At 63.2% G+C, this 19,620-nt stretch carries 21 protein-coding genes and 1 pseudogene; 10 read left to right on the top strand and 12 right to left on the bottom strand.

What is annotated here, in order from left to right:
* Positions 1-144 precede the first annotated feature (144 nt).
* Both ACZ889_RS02555 and ACZ889_RS02550 read left to right on the top strand, forming a co-directional pair.
* Complete coding sequence (locus ACZ889_RS02555) at positions 145-810, top strand: TetR/AcrR family transcriptional regulator (RefSeq protein WP_003249070.1); 666 nt, start codon at positions 145-147, stop codon at positions 808-810.
* A 35-nt stretch (positions 811-845) separates the two neighbouring features.
* The gene (locus ACZ889_RS02550; protein WP_003249071.1) at positions 846-1,700 is read left to right on the top strand and encodes a sulfurtransferase; all 855 of its coding nucleotides are present in this window, start codon (positions 846-848) and stop codon (positions 1,698-1,700) included.
* Between the two features lie 52 nt (positions 1,701-1,752).
* Here ACZ889_RS02550 and ACZ889_RS02545 read toward each other — a convergent pair whose 3' ends face one another.
* The 4 genes from ACZ889_RS02545 to ACZ889_RS02530 all read right to left on the bottom strand — a co-directional run bounded on the left by ACZ889_RS02545 (position 1,753) and on the right by ACZ889_RS02530 (position 6,327).
* Positions 1,753-2,745, bottom strand: a complete 993-nt coding sequence (locus tag ACZ889_RS02545) for a hydrolase (RefSeq protein WP_003249073.1) — start codon at positions 2,743-2,745, stop codon at positions 1,753-1,755.
* Positions 2,746-2,886: 141 nt separating this feature from the next.
* Entirely contained in the window at positions 2,887-3,489 is a 603-nt protein-coding gene (gene rsmD, locus ACZ889_RS02540; protein WP_003249075.1) for a 16S rRNA (guanine(966)-N(2))-methyltransferase RsmD, read from the bottom strand.
* Positions 3,489-4,979, bottom strand: a complete 1,491-nt coding sequence (locus ACZ889_RS02535; protein ID WP_047603643.1) for a M16 family metallopeptidase — start codon at positions 4,977-4,979, stop codon at positions 3,489-3,491. The genes rsmD and ACZ889_RS02535 overlap by 1 nt, the downstream gene beginning before the upstream one ends.
* Positions 4,972-6,327: a M16 family metallopeptidase gene (locus tag ACZ889_RS02530; protein WP_064613753.1), complete on the bottom strand. Its 1,356-nt coding sequence runs from the start codon at positions 6,325-6,327 to the stop codon at positions 4,972-4,974. The genes ACZ889_RS02535 and ACZ889_RS02530 overlap by 8 nt, the downstream gene beginning before the upstream one ends.
* A 231-nt stretch (positions 6,328-6,558) precedes the next feature.
* On the opposite strand from ACZ889_RS02530, the gene ftsY reads away from it, so the two are divergent.
* The 4 genes from ftsY to rpoH all read left to right on the top strand — a co-directional run bounded on the left by ftsY (position 6,559) and on the right by rpoH (position 10,705).
* Positions 6,559-8,043, top strand: coding sequence for a signal recognition particle-docking protein FtsY (ftsY, locus tag ACZ889_RS02525; RefSeq protein WP_476257154.1), 1,485 nt, complete (start codon positions 6,559-6,561; stop codon positions 8,041-8,043).
* Between the two features lie 2 nt (positions 8,044-8,045).
* A complete protein-coding gene (ftsE, locus tag ACZ889_RS02520; protein ID WP_003249079.1) occupies positions 8,046-8,717 on the top strand; it encodes a cell division ATP-binding protein FtsE in 672 nt (223 codons plus the stop codon).
* Entirely contained in the window at positions 8,714-9,739 is a 1,026-nt protein-coding gene (ftsX, locus tag ACZ889_RS02515; RefSeq protein ID WP_003249081.1) for a permease-like cell division protein FtsX, read from the top strand. The genes ftsE and ftsX overlap by 4 nt, the downstream gene beginning before the upstream one ends.
* Before the next feature lie 111 nt (positions 9,740-9,850).
* Positions 9,851-10,705 carry an RNA polymerase sigma factor RpoH gene (gene rpoH, locus ACZ889_RS02510; RefSeq protein WP_003249083.1) on the top strand — a complete coding sequence of 285 codons (855 nt, stop codon included), beginning with the start codon at positions 9,851-9,853 and terminating at the stop codon, positions 10,703-10,705.
* Positions 10,706-10,953: 248 nt separating this feature from the next.
* On the opposite strand, the pseudogene mtgA reads toward rpoH, so the two are convergent.
* A pseudogene (gene mtgA / locus ACZ889_RS02505) lies at positions 10,954-11,699 on the bottom strand (monofunctional biosynthetic peptidoglycan transglycosylase).
* A 29-nt stretch (positions 11,700-11,728) separates the two neighbouring features.
* Here mtgA and ACZ889_RS02500 point away from each other — a divergent pair.
* The 4 genes from ACZ889_RS02500 to trmB all read left to right on the top strand — a co-directional run bounded on the left by ACZ889_RS02500 (position 11,729) and on the right by trmB (position 14,002).
* Positions 11,729-12,100: a DUF423 domain-containing protein gene (locus ACZ889_RS02500; RefSeq protein ID WP_476257153.1), complete on the top strand. Its 372-nt coding sequence runs from the start codon at positions 11,729-11,731 to the stop codon at positions 12,098-12,100.
* A gap of 102 nt (positions 12,101-12,202) precedes the next feature.
* Positions 12,203-12,403 carry a sulfur carrier protein ThiS gene (gene thiS, locus ACZ889_RS02495; RefSeq protein ID WP_003249090.1) on the top strand — a complete coding sequence of 67 codons (201 nt, stop codon included), beginning with the start codon at positions 12,203-12,205 and terminating at the stop codon, positions 12,401-12,403.
* Between the two features lie 54 nt (positions 12,404-12,457).
* Complete coding sequence (locus tag ACZ889_RS02490; RefSeq protein ID WP_003249091.1) at positions 12,458-13,270, top strand: thiazole synthase; 813 nt, start codon at positions 12,458-12,460, stop codon at positions 13,268-13,270.
* A 9-nt stretch (positions 13,271-13,279) separates the two neighbouring features.
* Positions 13,280-14,002, top strand: a complete 723-nt coding sequence (trmB, locus tag ACZ889_RS02485) for a tRNA (guanosine(46)-N7)-methyltransferase TrmB (RefSeq protein WP_004575478.1) — start codon at positions 13,280-13,282, stop codon at positions 14,000-14,002.
* A gap of 592 nt (positions 14,003-14,594) precedes the next feature.
* Here trmB and ACZ889_RS02480 read toward each other — a convergent pair.
* The 7 genes from ACZ889_RS02480 to ACZ889_RS02450 all read right to left on the bottom strand — a co-directional run bounded on the left by ACZ889_RS02480 (position 14,595) and on the right by ACZ889_RS02450 (position 19,610).
* A complete protein-coding gene (locus ACZ889_RS02480) occupies positions 14,595-14,921 on the bottom strand; it encodes a DUF3392 domain-containing protein (RefSeq protein WP_003249095.1) in 327 nt (108 codons plus the stop codon).
* A gap of 9 nt (positions 14,922-14,930) precedes the next feature.
* On the bottom strand, positions 14,931-16,106 hold the full coding sequence (gene hemW, locus ACZ889_RS02475) for a radical SAM family heme chaperone HemW (RefSeq protein WP_180689126.1): 1,176 nt from the start codon (positions 16,104-16,106) through the stop codon (positions 14,931-14,933).
* Positions 16,103-16,699: an RdgB/HAM1 family non-canonical purine NTP pyrophosphatase gene (gene rdgB, locus ACZ889_RS02470; RefSeq protein ID WP_003249101.1), complete on the bottom strand. Its 597-nt coding sequence runs from the start codon at positions 16,697-16,699 to the stop codon at positions 16,103-16,105. The genes hemW and rdgB overlap by 4 nt, the downstream gene beginning before the upstream one ends.
* Complete coding sequence (locus tag ACZ889_RS02465) at positions 16,696-17,130, bottom strand: DUF4426 domain-containing protein (RefSeq protein WP_064613754.1); 435 nt, start codon at positions 17,128-17,130, stop codon at positions 16,696-16,698. The genes rdgB and ACZ889_RS02465 overlap by 4 nt, the downstream gene beginning before the upstream one ends.
* A gap of 22 nt (positions 17,131-17,152) precedes the next feature.
* Complete coding sequence (metW, locus tag ACZ889_RS02460) at positions 17,153-17,773, bottom strand: methionine biosynthesis protein MetW (RefSeq protein ID WP_003249106.1); 621 nt, start codon at positions 17,771-17,773, stop codon at positions 17,153-17,155.
* 7 nt (positions 17,774-17,780) lie between these two features.
* Positions 17,781-18,920, bottom strand: a complete 1,140-nt coding sequence (gene metX, locus ACZ889_RS02455; RefSeq protein WP_003249108.1) for a homoserine O-succinyltransferase MetX — start codon at positions 18,918-18,920, stop codon at positions 17,781-17,783.
* Between the two features lie 99 nt (positions 18,921-19,019).
* Positions 19,020-19,610 (bottom strand): YggT family protein, encoded by a 591-nt coding sequence (locus tag ACZ889_RS02450; RefSeq protein ID WP_012053960.1) that lies wholly within the window; start codon positions 19,608-19,610, stop codon positions 19,020-19,022.
* Between the last annotated feature and the right edge of the window lie 10 nt (positions 19,611-19,620).

Raw genomic sequence — 19,620 nt, 5'->3', positions numbered from 1 at the left:
TCGAGTCCGGGCCGGGGTTGCCTAGAGCCTATACTCTAATTTGCACCATGGTACGAATTTTTCCATGCCGCTCAACGGTGCATTCCATCTGTAATACGCCGTAAGATAAACCTTTGATGAAGGCCCGCAGACTGGGAGCTGAGCATGGCCCCGCGCATGAAGACCCGAGAGCGCATCGTGCAGAACAGCCTGGAGCTGTTCAACCAGCAGGGCGAACGCAGCGTCAGCACCAACCACATTGCCGCGCACATGGAAATCTCGCCCGGCAACCTGTATTACCACTTCCCCAACAAGCAGGCGATCATTGCCCTGTTGTTCAGCCAGTACGAAGCGCTGGTGGACAGTTTTCTGCGCCCGCCGCAGGGCCGCGCGGCAACCGTGGAAGACAAGCGCTTCTACCTCAAGGCCTTGCTGGCGGCGATGTGGAACTACCGCTTCCTGCACCGTGACCTGGAGCATCTGCTGGACAGCGACGCCGAACTGGCCGCCCGTTACCGGCGTTTTTCCGAACGCTGCCTGCGCCAGGGCCAGGCGATCTACCGCGGCTTTGTCGAGGCTGGGATCCTGGCTATGGTGCCGGCGCAGATCGAATCGCTGACCATCAATGCCTGGATCGTGCTGACATCATGGGTACGTTTTCTCAGCACCACGCGTGAACATTCCGCGCACTTGGGTGAAGAAGCCTTCAAGCGCGGCGTCTATCAGGTGTTGGTGCTGGAGCTCGGTTTCGTCACCGACAATGCCCGTCCTGCCGTGGACGCGCTGTGTCAGGAATTCCATGTACCGTTCAACCAGGCCCTGGAGCACTAGCCCAGGGCCCTAGTGCTATCGATCAGGAGATTGTCATGCCCCTTGCGCAATTGATCACCCCGCAGCAGTTGGCCGAGCGTCTGGGCTCGCCCAAGTTGGTGATCCTCGACTGCCGCTTTGCCCTCGAGGATGTGGACTATGGCCAGCGCAGCTATGCCCAGGGGCATATTGAGGGGGCGCATTTTGCCGACCTGGACCGGGATCTCAGCGGACCGGTGAGCAAGGGGCGCACCGGGCGCCACCCGCTGCCCGATGCCCAGCGGCTGGTCGAGCGCCTGCGAGAGTGGGGCCTGAACAACGACAGCGAGGTGGTGCTGTACGACGACGGCCCCGGCGCCTTTGCCGCCCGCGCCTGGTGGCTGCTGGTCTGGCTGGGCAAGCGCAGCGGTGTGGCGATTCTGGACGGTGGCCTGAAGGCCTGGCACGCGGCGCACCTGCCGTTGAGCCTGGACCCGCCGCCCAAACGTGAGGGCACTTTCAGTGGTGAACCTGACGCGAAGCTGCTGATCGATGCCGACCATCTGGGCAAGCGCCTTGGTAGTGCAGACCTGACCTTGATCGATGCGCGTGCCTTGCCGCGTTTTCGCGGTGAAGTGGAGCCGATTGACCCGGTGGCAGGGCATATTCCCGGGGCCCAGTGCGCGGCGTTTACCGACAACCTGGGGGCTGACGGGCGTTTTTTGCCGGCGGATCAGCTAAAGCAGCGTTTTGCCGAAAAGCTGGGTGGACGGGCGCCGGAGCAGTTGGTGTCTTATTGCGGGTCTGGGGTAACCGCTTGCCATAACCTGTTTGCAATGGCCCTGGCGGGGTACCCGCTGGGCAAGCTGTATGCGGGGTCGTGGAGCGAGTGGATCAACAACCCGCAGCATGCTGTGGCCACCGGCGAGTAAGCAGATCGGGTTAAATCTCTGTGGGAGCGCGCAGCCTTTACGCATTCGAGCGCTAGCTACCGTCCACCAGCCACTGCGGAATCCGTCGTTCCAGGTAGTACCCCGGATTTCGCAGGCTGCCATCGACAAAGCCCACATGCCCACCGCGGTCATGCAGTTCGAAGCGGGTTTGTGGTGACAGTTCACGGGCCGTCGGCAGGCTGTGGCTGGACACGAAGGGGTCATCGCTGGAATGGATGATCAGCGTTGGCGTGCGGTTCTGGCCAAGGAAGAAGTGGCTGGATGAGCGACGATAGTAGTCGTGCGCATCGCGAAAGCCATTGAGCGGTGCAGTGACTTTACCGTCGAAGTCCCAGAATGTGCGCAAGTTGGTGAGTTGGCCCAGGCGCTCCAGTGTCGCCAGCTGTTCATGCTGGCCCTGGTCGTGGAAGTGCCGCTGCTTGAGCTGAACATACGCCAGCATCTCGCGCATGAAATGCGCCTGATACACCTTGGAGAACCCTTGGCCGATACGGTCGGCACAGTGGTCCAGGCGAAAGGGTACCGAAACTGCAGCCGCTGCCTCCAGTTGGCTGGCGACGCCGCTCTCACCCAAGTACTTCAACAATACATTGCCACCCAGCGAATAACCCACTGCATACAGCGGCGCCAGCGGGCGCTGGGCGCGAAGATGGCTGACAATTTCCGCCAGGTCTTCGCTGGCGCCGGAATGGTAGCTGCGCGGCAACAGGTTGGGCTCGCCTGAACAACCCCGCCAGTTCACTGCCACGCTGGCCCAGCCGCGACCTTGCAGCGCTTGCTGCAAGCCTTTCACGTAGGGCGAGTGAGACGAGCCGGTCAGCCCATGCAGCACCAGTACCAGTGGCGCATGGGGTTGGTGCGGGCCATGCCAGTCCAGGTCGATGAAGTCGCCGTCAGCCAGCCACAGTCGTTCGCGGTCACGCTGCAGCTCAGGCAGCTTGCGCCAGAGTGGCCCCCACAAGGTCTGCAGGTGGGGATTGGACAGGCCGATGGCCGGACGGAATGTGGCGTTGGGGCTGGGCATGCTGGGTGGCTCATGATGTGCCTTGCTAGCTTGCCACGAAACAGCGCCGCAGTACCTGCGCCATTGGTGGGAGTGAAGGTGCAGCTCCAAGCATGGCACAGGTGGGGTGTGGCAACCCATTACACCCCACCCGGCGGGTAATCAGCCCCGCTGCCAGAGTGCGTAGTGCACCTGGCCGGTCTTCTTCTCGCGGTGTAGGCGCCAGTTGCCTGGCAGTTGCAAGGTCGAGGGTGCCGCTTCGCTTTCGGTGTAGACCCAAGCCTGCTCGCTCAGCCACTGATGCTGCTCCAGCATGTTGCAGGTGTTGGCCAGCAGGTCCTGGTGGAACGGCGGGTCGAGGAACACGACATCGAACTGCTGCTTGGCCGGGCCTTGCAGGTAGCGCAGGGCGTCGGTTTGCAGAATTTGCCCGCGGGGACAGCGCAGGATTTCGAGGTTGTTCTTCAGGTTGGCGATGGCCGCAGGGTTGCTGTCCAGCGCCACGGCATCCTCGGCCCCACGGGACAGGGCTTCGAGCACCAAGGCACCGCTGCCGGTGAAGGCGTCCAACACGCGGGCGCCCTCGATGTAGGGTGCCAGCCAGTTGAATACGGTTTCCCGTACGCGGTCAGGCGTTGGCCGCAGGCCTTCGCCTTCCGGCACCGCCAGGCGGCGGCTGCGCCACTCGCCGGCGATGATGCGCAGGTGGCCCTGGCCCTTGCTTTGGCCCGCTTGCGGGCGGGCGGGAGGGGTGGATCTTGGCATTAGTGCTCCGGTACCCCGAGCGGTTGCTCGGAGGGCTTGTCAGTGGGTGCTGGCAGCGGTTTTTGTGGCACTTTCGGGCCAACGGTGACGATCACCAGTTTATCGGCTGACAGGTGTTTGTTCATGGCTGCCTTGACCTGTTCGACGGTAAGGGCCTGGGACTGTTGCATGAAGTCCTCTAGCCAGGTCAGTGGCAAGTTGTAGAAGCCGATCGCGCCCAATTGGCCGACGATGCTGGCATTGCTGGCATTGGACAGCGGGAAGCTGCCGGCCAGCTCGCGCTTGGCATCGTCCAGTTCCTGTTGGGTAGGGCCCGTCTTCAGGTAGTCGGCGAGAATGCCTTGCACCAGCTTGAGCGTACCTTCGCTGAGCTCGGCTCGGGTTTGCAGGTTGATCATGAACGGGCCGCGTACCTGCATCGGGCTGAATACCGAGTAAACGCCGTAGGTCAGGCCGCGCTTCTCTCGCACCTCGCTCATCAGCCGGGTACCGAAGGCGCCACCGCCAAGGATCTGGTTGCCCAGCGACAGGGCTGGCCAGTCCGGGTCCTGGCGGTCGATCCCCAGTTCGGCCAGCATCAGGTGGGTCTGCTTGGACGGGAAGTCGATGTGGGTCAGGCCGGCCTTGGCGTCTGTGGGTTGGGCCGGTGCGGCCAGCGCAGGGCCCTTGGGCAGGCCAGCCGACACCTGGGCGGCGATGGCTTCGGCCTCTGCACGGCTGAGGTCGCCGACCAGGGCGATTACCGCATTGCCGCCGGTATAGGCCTTGGCGTGGAACGCGCGCAGCTGGGCAAGGCTTATGCCCGTGATGCTCTCTGCGGTGCCGTCGCTTGGGTGGGCGTAGGGGTGGTCGCCATAGAGCTTGCCGAAAAGGGCCTTGCCGGCGATCTTGCCGGGGTTTTGCTTCTCATATTCGAAGCCAGCCAGCATCTGGTTCTTGATGCGCTTGAGGGCATCCTCGGGGAATGTTGGCTTGCCCGCCACCTCTGTAAACAGTTTGAGGGCCGGTTCGCGCTTGTCCTTGGTACTGAGGCTGCGCAGCGATGCGACGGCCATGTCGCGGTAGGAACCGTTGCCAAAGTCTGCGCCCAGGCCTTCGAAGCCCTCGGCGATGGCGGTGACGTCCTTGCCGGCCACGCCCTCGTTGAGCATGGCGTTGGTCAGAGCGGCCAGGCCTGGCGTGCCGCCGTCCTGGCTGCTGCCGGCAGCGAAGGTGACGCGCAGGTCGAACATGGGCAGTTCGCGGGCCTCGACGAACAGCACCCGGGCACCTTCGGCGGTGTTCCAGTGCTGGATGTTCAGCTGACGCCGGCTGGGTGCCTTGCCATTCAGTTCGGCCAGCGACTGCAAGGTGTTGGCCGGGCGGGCTGCGCTGCTGTCGGCCTTGGCAGCGTTATCGGCCATGGCCGGAGCGGCCAGCACTGCCGCCAGCGCCAGGGCACGAATGCCCGTGACCAGCAGGGTTGGGCGTGGTGCGCGGCGATCACTCATGGGCGGACTCCTCGGGCAGTACATGGGCAACGCTCAGGCGTTCGCGGGTGAAGTAGGTGCGCGCGGCGTTCTGGATGTCCTGCGGGGTGACGCGCTTGAGCTCGTCCAGTTCGCTGTCGATCAGCTTCCAGGACAGGCCGACGGTTTCCAGCTGGCCGATGGTGGTGGCCTGGCTGCTGATGGAGTCGCGGTCGTAGACCAGGCCGGCGATGACCTGGGCGCGTACGCGTTCCAGCTCTTCGGCGCTGGGCGGCGTGCTCTTGAGTTCTTCAAGCAGCTGCCAGATGCCTTTCTCGACGTCGGCGAGGGTTTTCTGCTTCTGCACATTCGGCGTCGCCGAGATCAGGAACAGGCTGTCGCCGCGGGTGAAGGCGTTGTAGCTGGACGACGCGCCGGCCACCAGTTCCTGGCCACGCTCCAGGCGGGCCGGCATGCGGGCGCTGTAGCCGCCGTCGAGCAGTGCCGAGATCAGGCGCAGGGCATGTACCGTCCGAGGGTCCTTGGCGGTGGGCAGACCGGGCACGTTGAAGCCGTAGATCAGGCTTGGCAGCTGGGTTCGCACGTGCAGGGTCAACTGGCGCCAACCAGGTTCGGCCAGCTCCAGAGGCAGCTTGGCTGGCGGTACGGCGCGTTTGGGAATATTGCCGAAATACTTCTGCGCCAGGCCTTTGACCTCGGCGGCGGTGACATCACCGACCACCACCAGGGTGGCGTTATTGGGGGCGTACCAGGACTCGTACCAGTGGCGCAGTTCCTCAACTTTCATGCGCTCCAGGTCGGCCATCCAGCCAATGGTCGGCGTGTGGTAGCCGCTGGCCGGGTAGGCCATGGCGCGGAACAGCTCGAATGCCTTGGCATTGGGCTGGTCGTCGGTGCGCAGGCGGCGTTCTTCCTTGATGACCTCGATTTCGCGGCTGAACTCGTCGGCAGGCAGGCGCAGGCTGGCAAGGCGGTCCGCCTCCAGTTCCAGGGCTACTGGCAGGCGGTCGCGGGCCAGCACTTGGTAATAGGCGGTGTAGTCGTCGCTGGTGAAGGCGTTTTCATCGGCGCCGAGGTCACGCAGAATGCGCGAGGCCTCGCCGGGGCCGACCTTGGCGCTGCCCTTGAACATCATGTGTTCCAGCGCATGGGACAAGCCGGTCTGGCCCGGGGTCTCGTAGCTGGAGCCGACCTTGTACCAAATCTGCGAGACCACCACCGGGGCGCGATGGTCTTCGCGGACCACGACCTTCAGGCCATTGTCGAGGATGAATTCGTGGGTGGGTTGCACATCGGCGGCAAAGGCCGCGAGCGGCAGGCAGAGCGTGCCGAGCAACAGGCCAGCGGCGCGGCGGGCTAGAGCGTTCATACGGTGTTTAACCTGTTCGGCGGCCCGCTGGGTTTAGCGTCGGCGGGCCAGGAGGTGCTAGGATACTGATCCGGTTGCCTGGCGACCATGCCTGTCGCCGTTCTGGCCCACAGGACACTAAGTCAAAACGTTGCGCATGAACCAGCCGGCTTCAAGATAGTCTGTTCTGCGTAGAGAGAATTCCCGATTGGCCATAGCTGGCCTATCGCTACCCTGAGATAGCCGTCTTCCATGTTTGGTTCCAACGACGACAAAAAAGCGCCGGCCGAGGCTGGTGAGAAGAAAGGCCTGTTCAGCTGGTTTCGCAAGAAGCCGCAGCCACCTGCGGGAGCGGGCGTGCCCGCGCATGAGCCCCCCGTTGTCGAGCAGTCTGCAGCCGCTCCGGTCGAGGGATCTGCCGCCGAAGCGCCACAGGCCCCCGAACCCGTTCAGGCCCCTGCTGCCCCACAGCTGGCTGAGTCGCAGCCGGTCGCCGCACCCCCCCGGCCCCCGGTAGTCGAGGCCCCCGTCCCTGAACCGGTTGCGTCGCAGCCGTTGCAGGCGCCTGAGCCAGAGCCGGTCGCATCCCAGCCGCTGGTGGCACCTGCACCGCAGCCGGTTGCGTCCATGCCCTTGCAGGCGGCCCCTGTGGAGTCTGCCCCTGTCGAGGCCGCAGCGCCGGTCAGCAACCTGGTGCTACCGGTTGCCGAAGAGCCCGTGGCCCTGGTGCCGGACCTGGAGCCGAAGGCACCGCCCGCAATCCCGGAACGCGCGGCACCCGCCCCTGTTGCTGCACCCGTCGAACAGGCCAAGCCCGGCTTCTTCGCGCGCCTCAAGCAAGGCCTGTCCAAGACCAGTGCCAGCATCGGCGAGGGCATGGCCAGCCTGTTCCTCGGCAAGAAGGTCATCGACGACGACCTGCTCGACGAAATCGAGACGCGCCTGCTGACTGCCGACGTGGGTGTGGAGGCTACCTCGGCCATTGTCCAGAACCTGACTCAGAAGGTCGCGCGCAAGCAGTTGGCCGATGCCGATGCCCTGTACAAATCGTTGCAGGAAGAACTGGCTGCGCTGCTGCGCCCGGTCGAGCAGCCACTGAACGTACAGGCCCAGAACAAACCCTATGTGATCCTTGTGGTTGGCGTGAACGGCGCCGGCAAGACCACCACCATTGGCAAGCTGGCGAAAAAGCTGCAACTGGAAGGCAAGAAGGTCATGCTGGCTGCCGGTGATACCTTCCGCGCCGCCGCGGTCGAGCAGTTGCAGGTGTGGGGCGAGCGTAACCAGATTCCGGTGATCGCCCAGCACACGGGTGCCGACTCTGCTTCGGTCATCTTCGATGCCGTGCAGGCCGCCAAGGCCCGTGGCGTCGACGTGCTGATCGCCGACACTGCCGGCCGCCTGCACACCAAAGACAACCTGATGGAAGAGCTGAAGAAGGTCCGCCGGGTCATCGGCAAGCTCGACGTTGAGGCGCCGCACGAGGTGCTGCTGGTGCTTGACGCCGGCACCGGCCAGAACGCCATCAGTCAGGCCAAGTACTTCAACCAGAGCGTCGAGCTGACCGGCCTGGCCCTGACCAAGCTGGACGGCACTGCCAAGGGCGGGGTGATCTTCGCCCTGGCCAAGCAGTTCAACATCCCGATCCGTTTCATCGGCGTCGGTGAAGGCATCGACGACCTGCGTACCTTCGAAGCCGAGCCGTTCGTCAAGGCTCTGTTCGCCGAGCGAGATTGACCATGATCCGATTCGAGCAGGTTGCCAAGCGCTATCCCAACGGTCATGTGGGGTTGCATGAGCTGAGTTTCCGGGCGCGCCGGGGCGAATTCCTGTTCGTCACCGGCCACTCGGGCGCAGGCAAGAGCACCCTGCTGCGCCTGTTGCTGGCCATGGAGCGCCCGACCAGCGGCAAGCTGATGCTGGCAGGGCAGGACCTGGGCCAGATCAGCAATGCGCAAATCCCATTCCTGCGCCGGCAAATCGGCGTGGTGTTCCAGAACCACCAGTTGTTGTTCGACCGCACCGTTTTCAACAACATTGCCTTGCCGCTGCAGATTCTCGGCCTGTCCAAGGTCGAGATCGCCAAGCGCGTGGACTCGGCGCTGGAGCGCGTGTCGCTGTCCGACAAGGGCGAGCTGTTCCCGGCCGACCTTTCCACCGGGCAGCAACAGCGGGTGGGTATCGCCCGCGCCATTGTTCACCAGCCGGCTCTGCTGCTGGCCGACGAACCCACCGGTAACCTCGACCCGCGCCTGGCTGCAGAGATCATGGGCGTGTTCGAGGACATCAACCGCCTGGGCACGACGGTATTGATCGCCAGCCACGACCTGGCACTGATCGCGCGCATGCGCCACCGCATGCTGACCTTGCAACGCGGCCGCTTGATCGGCGATGGGGAGGCCGGGCAATGAACACTACACGCACGCCGAAGGTTTCCGAGCGGGTCGCACCGAAACCGGCCGATCCGCAACCTGCGAAGAAAAAGCGCGGTGAAGACGATGATGGCCCGGACTTCCGCACCCTGCTGCATGCCTGGCTGGAAAGCCACCGTGCCAGCTTGGCCGACAGCCTGCGCCGCCTGGGCAAGCAGCCGATCGGCAGCTTCTTCACTTGCCTGGTCATGGCAGTGGCGCTGAGCATGCCGATGGGCCTGTCCTTGTTGCTGAAGAACGTCGAGCAGCTGGGCGGTTCGTGGCAGCGCGCTGCGCAGATTTCGCTGTACCTCAAGCTTGATGCCGGCAGCCGCGATGGCGAAGCGCTGCGCGACGAGATCAAGGGCATGCCTGGCGTGGCGGACGCCCAGTATGTCAGCCGCGAGCAGGCCCTGGAGGAGTTCCAGCAGCAGTCCGGACTGGGCGAGGCCTTGCGCGAACTGCCAGACAACCCACTGCCGGGTGTGGTGGTGGTAACCCCGACCGAGGTCGACAAGCCGGCCCTGGACGCCTTGCGTCAGCGCCTGGCGGAGCTGCCGCGGGTGGACGTGGCGCAACTGGACCTGGTCTGGGTCGAGCGCCTGGCAGCCATCCTCAAGCTGGGTGACCGCTTCGTCTTCGGCCTGGCCGTGATGCTGATTTCTGCCCTGCTGTTAGTAATCGGTAACACAATTCGTCTACACATTGAAAACCGTCGTATCGAGATCGAAGTGATCAAGCTGGTCGGCGGCACCGACGCCTACGTGCGCCGGCCGTTCCTGTACATGGGCGCCCTGTATGGCCTGGGCGCAGGCCTGCTGGCGTGGGGTATCCTGGCGTTTGGCCTGAACTGGCTGAACGAGGCGGTGGTAGGGCTTTCCGGGCTGTATGGCAGTGACTTCGCCCTGGGCGGCGTTCCGGCTTCCGATGGTCTGTCGCTCTTGATCGGAGCAGTGTTGTTGGGGTATATCGGTGCATGGATTGCAGTCGCCCGCCACTTGAACGAGCTGGCGCCGCGATAGTTTTTACGTGCCAGCATTGACATTTTCTTCACTGCGGAACTTGTACCGTCGTTCCAGGTCAATGTTGGCAGCGCCCACAAGGTGCGAGTTTTGTAAGTCGGAGGTTCTTGAATGACCACATCGTTGCAACCTGCCTATGCCCTGGTACCCGGTGCAAACCTGGAAGCCTATGTGCACACGGTCAACAGCATCCCGCTGCTGACGGTCGAGCAGGAGCGTGATCTGGGCGAGCGTCTCTATTATGAGCAGGATGTCGAGGCCGCTCGTCAGATGGTGATGGCCCACCTGCGTTTCGTCGTACATATCGCCCGTAGTTATGCCGGCTACGGGTTGGCCCAGGCTGACCTGATCCAGGAAGGCAATGTCGGCCTGATGAAAGCCGTCAAGCGCTTCAACCCTGAAATGGGCGTGCGCCTGGTGTCGTTCGCTGTGCACTGGATCAAGGCAGAGATCCACGAGTTCATTCTGCGCAACTGGCGCATCGTCAAAGTGGCTACCACCAAGGCTCAGCGCAAGCTGTTCTTCAACCTGCGTAGCCAGAAGAAGCGCCTGGCGTGGCTGAACAACGACGAAGTGCATCGCGTGGCGGAAAGCCTTGGCGTCGAGCCGCGCGAAGTGCGCGAGATGGAAAGCCGCCTCAGCGGCCAGGACATGGCCTTCGATCCGGCAGCGGAAGCTGACGACGACAGCGCCTTCCAGTCGCCTGCGCATTACCTGGAAGACCACCGTTACGATCCGGCGGTGCAGTTGGAGGATGCCGACTGGAGTGACAATTCCACCAGCAACCTGCACGAAGCGCTGCAGGGTCTGGACGAGCGTAGCCGCGACATTCTCTATCAGCGTTGGCTGGCGGAAGAGAAGGCCACGCTGCATGAACTGGCAGACAAGTACAGCGTATCGGCTGAGCGTATTCGCCAGCTGGAGAAGAATGCGATGAACAAGGTCAAGGCACTGATCGCTGCCTGATCGAGTCTGGGTTGTAAAGAAAAGCCGCTGGCCCTATGGGGTGAGCGGCTTTTTTGTTTGTGCTGGCTTTGCCGGCCTCTTCGCGGGTAAACCCGCTCCTACAGGGGATGCGGTTGCCTGTAGGCGCGGGTTTGCCCGCGAGGAGGCTGGGGATGCGGTTGCCCGTAGGAGCGGGTTTACCCGCGAGGAGGCTGGGGATGCGGTTGCCCGTAGGAGCGGGTTTACCCGCGAAAGGGCCGGGCCTGCATTCAAAGCTTTCTGGATGAGTCCAGCTGCATCAGGTAGCTGGGCCCGCCCAGCTGGCTCATCTGCCGGCGAATCCAGCCGGCCCGGCTGGCCACGTAGGCACTCGGCCGGCTGGCACTCCATTTGATGGGGCTAGGCAGCACCGCAGCCAGCTGCGCCGCCTGCTGGCGGCTGAGCCGGCTGGCGTCGACACCAAAGTGATAACGCGCCGCCGCCTGGGCACCAAACACGCCCTTGCCCCACTCGGCGCTGTTCAAATAGACCTCGAGAATCCGCTCCTTCGACCAGAACAGCTCAATCAGTGCGGTGAACCAGGCCTCCAGCCCCTTGCGAAACCAGCTGCGGCCTGACCACAGAAACAGGTTCTTGGCCACTTGTTGGGTCAGGGTGCTGGCGCCGCGAATGTTGCCACCGCGCTCGTTGTGGGCCAACGCCGCCTGAATGGCCGGGAGGTCGAAGCCCCAGTGGTTGGCGAACTTCTGGTCCTCGCCAGCAATGACTGCAACCTTGAGCTCATCGGAGATGTTCTCCCATGGCTCCCAGTCGCGCTGCAGGTCGATCGGTTCACCATTCACCCAAGACTGTACCTTGCGCTCGACCATCAGCGCCGTGCCGGGCGGTGGTACCCAGCGGAACACCAGCACCAGCACGATGCTGCCGGCAACGAACCAGAGCAGGGCGCGGGAGAGGCGACGGATAAGCGTTGACAGCATGTCGATGGCTTGGCCCTAAGGGTGGAAGGGGCCATTATACAGACCCGATACAAGGAGTCGTCCCATGCTTCGCAGCTTCCTGATGCTTGCCGCCTTTTTTGGCTTTACCGGTGTCGCCCTGGGCGCCTTCGCCGCTCATGGCCTGAAAAACCGGCTGACGGCTGACTACCTGGCGATCTTCCATACCGGCGTGACTTACCAACTGGTCCATGCCTTGGCGATCTTCGGCGTTGCGGCGCTCTCGGCGCACCTGCCCGGGCGCCTGGTCGGGTGGGCTGGCGGCCTGTTTGCGTTGGGCATCGTGCTGTTCTCCGGCAGCCTGTACCTGCTGACCCTCAGTGGCCTTGGCAAGCTTGGCATCATCACCCCGATTGGTGGCTTGTGCTTCCTTGTCGGCTGGCTGTGCCTGGGCCTGGCAGCCTGGCGGCTGGGCTGACCGAGTGGTCCACAATCACGACTAATGGCGCGCACCGCCCTTGGGTTGCAGGGCGGTTCGGCGCTAGAATGCTGGCCCCAAAGAACAATGGTGGCCGTGCGCATGCGCATTAAATTGAACGGTGAACCTTACGAACTGCCTGCCGGCGAAAGCGTTGCAGCCCTGCTGGCGCGCCTGGAACTGACCGGGCGCCGTGTTGCAGTGGAACTGAACCTGGATATCGTGCCGCGTAGCCAGCACGACAGCACGCTGCTGAATGACGGCGACCAGGTCGAAGTGGTCCACGCCATCGGTGGCGGCTGACAGCAGCCCGGCGGTTCACAAGCAAGCCCTGCAACCTTTTCCCGAGGAACAACGATGAGCAACGTTCGTAGCGACAAGCCCTTCACCCTGGCCGGGCGTACTTTCCAGTCGCGCCTGCTGGTCGGTACCGGCAAGTACCGTGACATGGAAGAAACCCGCCTGGCCACCGAGGCCTCGGGTGCCGAAATCGTCACTGTCGCTGTGCGCCGCACCAACCTTGGCCAGAACGCGGGCGAGCCGAACCTGCTCGATGTACTGTCGCCCGACAAGTACACCATCCTGCCGAACACTGCAGGCTGCTTTGACGCGGTGGAAGCGGTACGCACTTGCCGTCTGGCCCGCGAACTGCTCGATGGGCGCAAATCGCACGAGTCCCGGACGCTGGTGAAGCTGGAAGTGCTGGCCGACCAGAAAACCCTGTTCCCCAACGTGATCGAAACCCTCAAGGCCGCCGAAGTGCTGGTCAAGGAAGGTTTCGATGTCATGGTCTACACCAGCGACGACCCGATCATCGCCCGTCAGCTGGCCGAAGTCGGCTGTATTGCTGTCATGCCGTTGGCTGGCCTGATTGGCACCGGCCTGGGTATCTGCAACCCCTACAACCTGCAGATCATCCTGGAAGAATCCAAGGTGCCGGTGCTGGTCGATGCTGGCGTGGGTACCGCATCCGACGCCACCATCGCCATGGAAATGGGCTGTGAGGCAGTGCTGATGAACTCGGCCATCGCCCACGCCCAGCAGCCGGTGCTGATGGCTGAGGCCATGAAACACGCCATTGTCGCGGGTCGCATGGCCTACCTGGCCGGCCGTATGCCGAAGAAACTCTATGCCAGCGCCTCTTCGCCGCTGGATGGTCTGATCAAGTAAGAGCAACTGATGACTGAATCGCACGATACGCCGATCACCCCCGACGGCGAAGCCCGCCCACACCGCCGCATCAAGAGCTTCGTGATGCGTGCCGGGCGCATGACCGAAGGCCAGCAACGCGGTCTGGATCAAGGCGGCCCGCTGTACATCCTGCCACTGGCTGACAGCCCGGTGGACTACGACCAGGTGTTCGGCCGTTCGGCCCCGCGCACCTTGGAGATCGGCTTCGGCATGGGCCATTCCCTGCTGGAAATGGCCGCTGCCGCACCTGAGCAGGATTTCATTGGTGTGGAAGTGCACCGCCCGGGTGTTGGCGCGCTGCTCAATGGCGTGCTGACCCAGGGGCTGAAAAACCTGCGGGTGTATGACTGCGATGCTATCGAAGTGCTGAACCGCTGCGTGGCGGATAACAGCCTTGATCGCCTGATGCTGTTCTTCCCAGACCCATGGCACAAGGCGCGTCACCACAAGCGCCGCATCGTCCAGCTGGAGTTCGCCGAGCTGGTACGTCGCAAGCTCAAGCCTGGTGGTGTGTTCCACATGGCCACCGATTGGGAGCCGTATGCCGAGTACATGCTGGAAGTGATGAGCGCAGCTCCTGGCTATCGCAACCGTGCGGCAGACGGCACCTATGTGCCGCGCCCCGAAGAGCGCCCGATCACCAAGTTCGAACGCCGCGGTGAGCGGCTGGGGCACGGGGTGTGGGACTTGAAGTTCGAGAAGGTCGATTGAGCGGCTGATACGGCTTCTCGATGTGCCGATGCTTGCAGGAATGCAGGCGAAAAAAACCGCCTTGAGAAGGGCGGTTTTTTTTCGGTAATACACAACACCTCAGGGCATGCCCGCGAAGAGAACAACGCGGTGGATGGCACCGGCTTTGCCGGTGTTCGCGGGCGGCTGCGACGGTGAGTGGCGGGTGGAAATTGGCCAGCAGGGCCGGCCCTTTCGCGGGTAAACCCGCTCCTACGGCGGCCTGTGTCCAACCCCCGAGGTGTGTCCACCACCAATCTGTGTAGGAGCGGGTTTACCCGCGAATACGGTGGCGGCGGCAACGGTGAACGGCGGGTGGAAATTGGCCAGCAGGGCCGGCCCTTTCGCGGGTAAACCCGCTCCTACAGTGGGCTGTGTCCAACCCCCGAGGTGTGTCCACCACCAATCTGTGTAGGAGCAGTTTTACCCGCGAATACGGTGGCGGCGGCAACGGTGAACGGCAGGTGGAAATTGGCCAGCAGGGCCGGCCTCTTCGCGGGTAAACCCGCTCCTACAGGCGGCCGCGCAGGTCTTTCAAATGTTGAGCAAGATAGTTGACCCAGGGGCCATTCGATCAGCCTCGGCGATCCGCCACCACGCCAATCAATACCAGCACCACCAGCAACACAGGCGCCAACGCATAGTTGTTGAACTGGCTGAGCCCCTTCACCACCCACGGTGTGGCATAGATCAGCGCAGCACCGCTGCCGATCATGACCATCAGCGCCATGAACGGCACGCGCAGGGCGCCCGCGAGGCCGCCCAGGCGCTGCTCGGCCCAGGCTTTGACATCGGTGCCGAACAGCACCAGCAGGCAGCCTACCAAGGCCAGTGAAATCTCCGACAGGTTGCTGCGGCTCCAGCGGGAAACCGTCGCGAGCAGATCAAGTACCAGATCCATGGGTCATCCTTAGGTCAAGAAATACTGCAGCAGGTCATTGAGGAACAACTGGCCCCTCGGCGTGGCTACCAGTCGATCCGGTTCGACCTGCAAAAGGCCCTTTTGTTCGGCTGCACGGCGTGCTTCCTGCAGCTGTGACAGTGGCAAGCCGGTGCGTTGGGTGAACAGTTCGGCTTCCACGCCATCGGTCAGGCGCAGGGCGTTCATCAGGAACTCGAACGGCAGTTCATCGACTGGCAGCAGCTTCTCGCCGGCCTTGAACGGCTTGGCCAGGTTCAGGTAATCCTTGGGCAGGCGGGTCTTCCAGGTACGCAGGATGCGCCCGTCGGCAAAGGTGAGCTTGCCGTGAGCGCCAGCGCCAATGCCGATGAAGTCACCGAAGCGCCAGTAGTTGAGGTTGTGGCGGGCGGCGCGGCCTGCCTGGGCGTAGGCCGATACCTCGTACTGGCGGTAGCCGTGCTCGGCCATCAGCGCTTGGCCGGCTTCCTGAATATCCCAGAGGATGTCGTCTTCGGGCAGCTCTGGCGGCTGGTTCCAGAACACCGTGTTCGGCTCCACGGTCAGCTGATACCACGACAGGTGTGTCGGCCCCAGATCGATGGCCTGGCGCAGGTCACCCAGCGCGTCGTCCAGCGACTGGTCGGGCAGGCCGTGCATCAGGTCCATGTTGAAATTGTCGAAACCGGCCGCGCGCGCCATGTCGGCGGCCCGCACCGCTTCGTCGCCATTATGGATGCGCCCCAGTGCCTCCAGCTTGGCTGGCTGGAAGCTCTGCACGCCGATCGAAAGACGGTTGATACCGGTCTGCCGGTAGGCCTTGAACTTGTCCTGCTCGAAGGTGCCCGGGTTGGCTTCGAGGGTGATCTCGATGTCTGGCGCGAACGGAATACGTTGCTCTATGCCACGCAGTAGCCGGCCAAGGGCGTTGGCACTGAACAGGCTTGGCGTACCGCCACCGAAGAAGATCGAGCTGATCGGGCGACCTTGTACGGCAGCCAGTTCCTGGTCGAGGTCGTCGAGCAGGGCTGTGACGTAGGCATCTTCCGGTAGTTCAGGCCCGGCTGCGTGGGAGTTGAAGTCGCAATAAGGGCATTTGCGTACGCACCACGGAATGTGGATGTACAGCGCCAGCGGCGGCAGGCTGCTAAGGCCTGCCGCGCCGGGGGGCGACAGCATTTCGATCATGCCAGGCCCAGACGTTTGCGCAGCAGGGCCATGGCACGGGCGCGGTGGCTGAGCTGGTTCTTGTCTGCTGGGGCTAGATCGGCGCTGGAGCAGTTGCGCTCCGGTACCCAGAACAGCGGGTCGTAGCCAAAGCCCTGCTCGCCGCTGGCCTCGAACAGGATGCGCCCGTGCCACAGGCCTTCGCACAGGATCGGCAATGGGTCGTCGGCGTGGCGCACCAGCGCCAGAACGCAGACGAACTGTGCACTGCGCTCAGCTTCAGGCACGTCTTTCAAGGCTTCGAGCAGCTTGGCGTTGTTTGCCGCGTCACCTTTGCCGTCGGCATAGCGCGCCGAGTAGATGCCCGGCGCGCCGCCGAGGAAGTCCACTGCCAGGCCAGAGTCATCGGCCAGGGCCGGCAGGCCGGAAATGCGGGCGGCGTTGCGCGCCTTGAGGATGGCGTTCTCGACGAACGACAGGCCGGTTTCTTCCGGCTCCACCTGGCTGAACTCACCAATCGAGTGCAGTTGCACGGAATGGCCGAGCATGGCCTGGAGTTCCTTCAGTTTGCCGGCATTGTGGCTGGCCAATACGAGTTGCTGGAAATTCATCATTCGCCTGGGAACACTTCCTGGTTGAAGCTGAGAGAGTTGCTGATGCCGCCGGTTTCGATGTTCAGGTCGAAGGTGACGGTTTCTGGCTGGTCGATCTTGAACTGGGCGATGTAGTACACCGCGCCCTGTTCGGTAATCTGCTTGAACGACAGCGGGCTGCTGCGCCCGGTCAGGTCCTTGACCGTGCCGCTGATCACCGCCGTGGCAGGTTTGCTGGCCTTGAGTACGGTAATGTTGAGCACGCCCTGGTTCTTGCTGCGAACCAGGCCGGTGGCCGCGGCCACCTCGGGTGTGAGCATGCTCGAGGTGAATGCGCTGTAGTGCACCGTCACGTCGCCAAATACCTCCTTGCGCTCGGGGCGTGCGGCATCGGCAGCCAGTACTGGCAGGGCCAGGCACAGGCTGATCAGGAACAGGGCTAGGCGACGCATGGTGCGATTCCTCCGGTGGGCGTCAGACCGCGAGCTGATGCTCTTGCAGGCCCGGACTGCTGACGCGGTAGATGCCGATCTCACCTAGAAGATTAGGCCATAGCCGGCCACCCCACCCATTGCGGTGCAAGTGGTCGACCGCCAGGCGGTCCAGTACCTTGGCTCGGCGTTCGTGCACAAGTTCTTCGAAGTCGGCGAAGGTGCAGAAGTGGATGTTCGGCGTGTTGTACCAGGTATACGGCATGAAGTCCGATACCGGCATGCGGCCTTTGGTCGCCAGGTACCAGCGGCAGCGCCAGTGGCCGAAGTTTGGGAAGGTGATGATGCACTGACGGCCCACTCGCAGCATTTCGTCGAGGATGCGGTCGGGGTATTCCACGGCCTGCAGGGCTTGGGTCATGATCACCACGTCGAAGCTGTTGCTGGCGAAGTTGCCCAGGCCTTTGTCCAGGTCTTGTTCGATGACGTTGACGCCTTTGGCCACGCAGGCGGCGATATTGTCGGCGTCGATTTCCAGGCCGTAGCCGGTGACCTGTTTGCGGTCACGCAGCGAGGCCAGCAGTTCGCCGCTACCGCAGCCCAGGTCGAGTACCCGGCTGCCGGCGGGGATCCAGTCGTGGATGATTTCCAGATCGGCTCTCATGCTGTCCTCAGATGGCAATGCGGTTCATGTAGTTCGAGAAACCCTGCATGTAGCGAGGTGTGGGGATCAGGAAGGCATCGTGCCCGTAGGGCGAATCGATCTCCAGGTAGCAGACGTTCTTGCGCGCGGCCATCAGCGCGTCGACGATCTCGCGCGAACGGGCCGGAGAGAAGCGCCAGTCGGTGGTGAACGACATGATGCAGTAGTCTGCCTTGACGTGGGCCAGGGTGGCGGCCAGATCACCACCGTGCGTGGCGGCCGGGTCGAAATAGTCCAGTGCCTTGGTCATCAGAAGATAGGTGTTGGCGTCGAAACGGCCGGAAAACTCCTCGCCCTGATAGCGCAGGTAGCTTTCGACCTGGAACTCGACGCTGTGGAAGTCGTAGTTGAGCTTGTCGCTTTTCAGCTCTCGGCCGAATTTTTCACCCATCGAATCATCGGACAGATAGGTAATGTGGCCGACCATGCGTGCCAGCATCAGGCCGCGCTTGGGGATCACGCCCTGGTCCTGGAACGAGCCTCCATGGAACTCAGGGTCGGTAAGAATGGCCTGACGCGCCACCTCGTTGAAGGCGATGTTCTGCGCCGACAGCTTGGGTGCCGAGGCAATGTCGACGCAGTGGCGTACGCGCTCGGGGTAGGTCATCGTCCATTGCAGCGCCTGCATGCCACCCAGGCTACCGCCGACGATAGCTGCCCACTGCTGGATGCCCAGGCGGTCGGCCAGCCGTGCCTGGCTGTGCACCCAGTCTTCCACGGTCAATACCGGGAACTCGGCGCCATACGGTTTACCGGTGGCCGGGTTGACACTGCTGGGGCCGGTGCTGCCGTTGCAGCCGCCGAGGTTGTTCAGGCTGACCACGAAGAAGCGGTTGGTATCGATCGGTTTACCCGGGCCGATGCAGCTGTCCCACCAGCCCGGCTTGCGGTCGGTGGCGGCATGGTAGCCAGCGGCATGGTGGTGGCCGGACAGGGCATGGCAGATCAGCACGGCATTGCTCGCGCTGGCGTTCAGGGTGCCATAGGTCTCGTAGACCAGTTCGTAACTGGCCAGTGAACGGCCACAGGCCAGTGCCAGCGGTTCATCGAACCGGGCGGTTTGCGGTACTACCAGACCGACGGAATCTTCGGGAAAGACAGTTGACATCGACCCTGCTCACGCTTGACGGAGGCGTAAGTCTAAAGAGCGCTACCCCCAGCGGCAAGCAAAGGCTTGCGACTGGGGGCACGCTGGCTCTGGCGAGCCTCAGATCATTCGCCACAGCTCTTGAGGCATGCCCGCGTAGGCGGCCAGCGGAGGCATGACAAACGACTGGATCACCTGGATCGCCAGGAAGGCGAAGATCGGCGAGATGTCCATGCCGCCCAGGTTTGGCACCAGGCGGCGGAACGGCGCCAGCACTGGCTCGCTGATCTGATAGGCCAGTTCGGCCGCCGGGTTGTGGCTGTTGGGTGCAACCCAGGAAACGATCACCATGACGATCATCGCCACCCAGAAAATCTTCAGGAACAGCGAGGTGATGCCGATGATCGCCCACATCAGCAGGTGCAGGACGTCGCCGAAGGTACCGTAGGTGACCATCAGCACAAAGCCCATCAGCAAGGCCTGGATGACCACCGCCAGCAGTAGCGACGAGGTATCCAGCCCGCCAACGCTAGGGATGATCCGGCGGATCGGCTTGAGCAGCGGTTGGGTGGCACGAACGGCGAACTGGCACAGCGGGTTGTAGAAGTTGGCCTTGACCAGTTGCAGCACGAAGCGCAGCAGGACGATTACCAGGTAAAGGCTGACCAGGGTTTGCACCACGAAAATCGCGGCGCCTGACAGTGCATTCATCTAAAGCTCC

It is taken from the genome of Pseudomonas sp. TE3895 (assembly GCF_056278855.1).
Note: the sequence above shows the minus strand (reverse complement) of the source record. Positions and strands in the feature narration are given on the sequence as shown.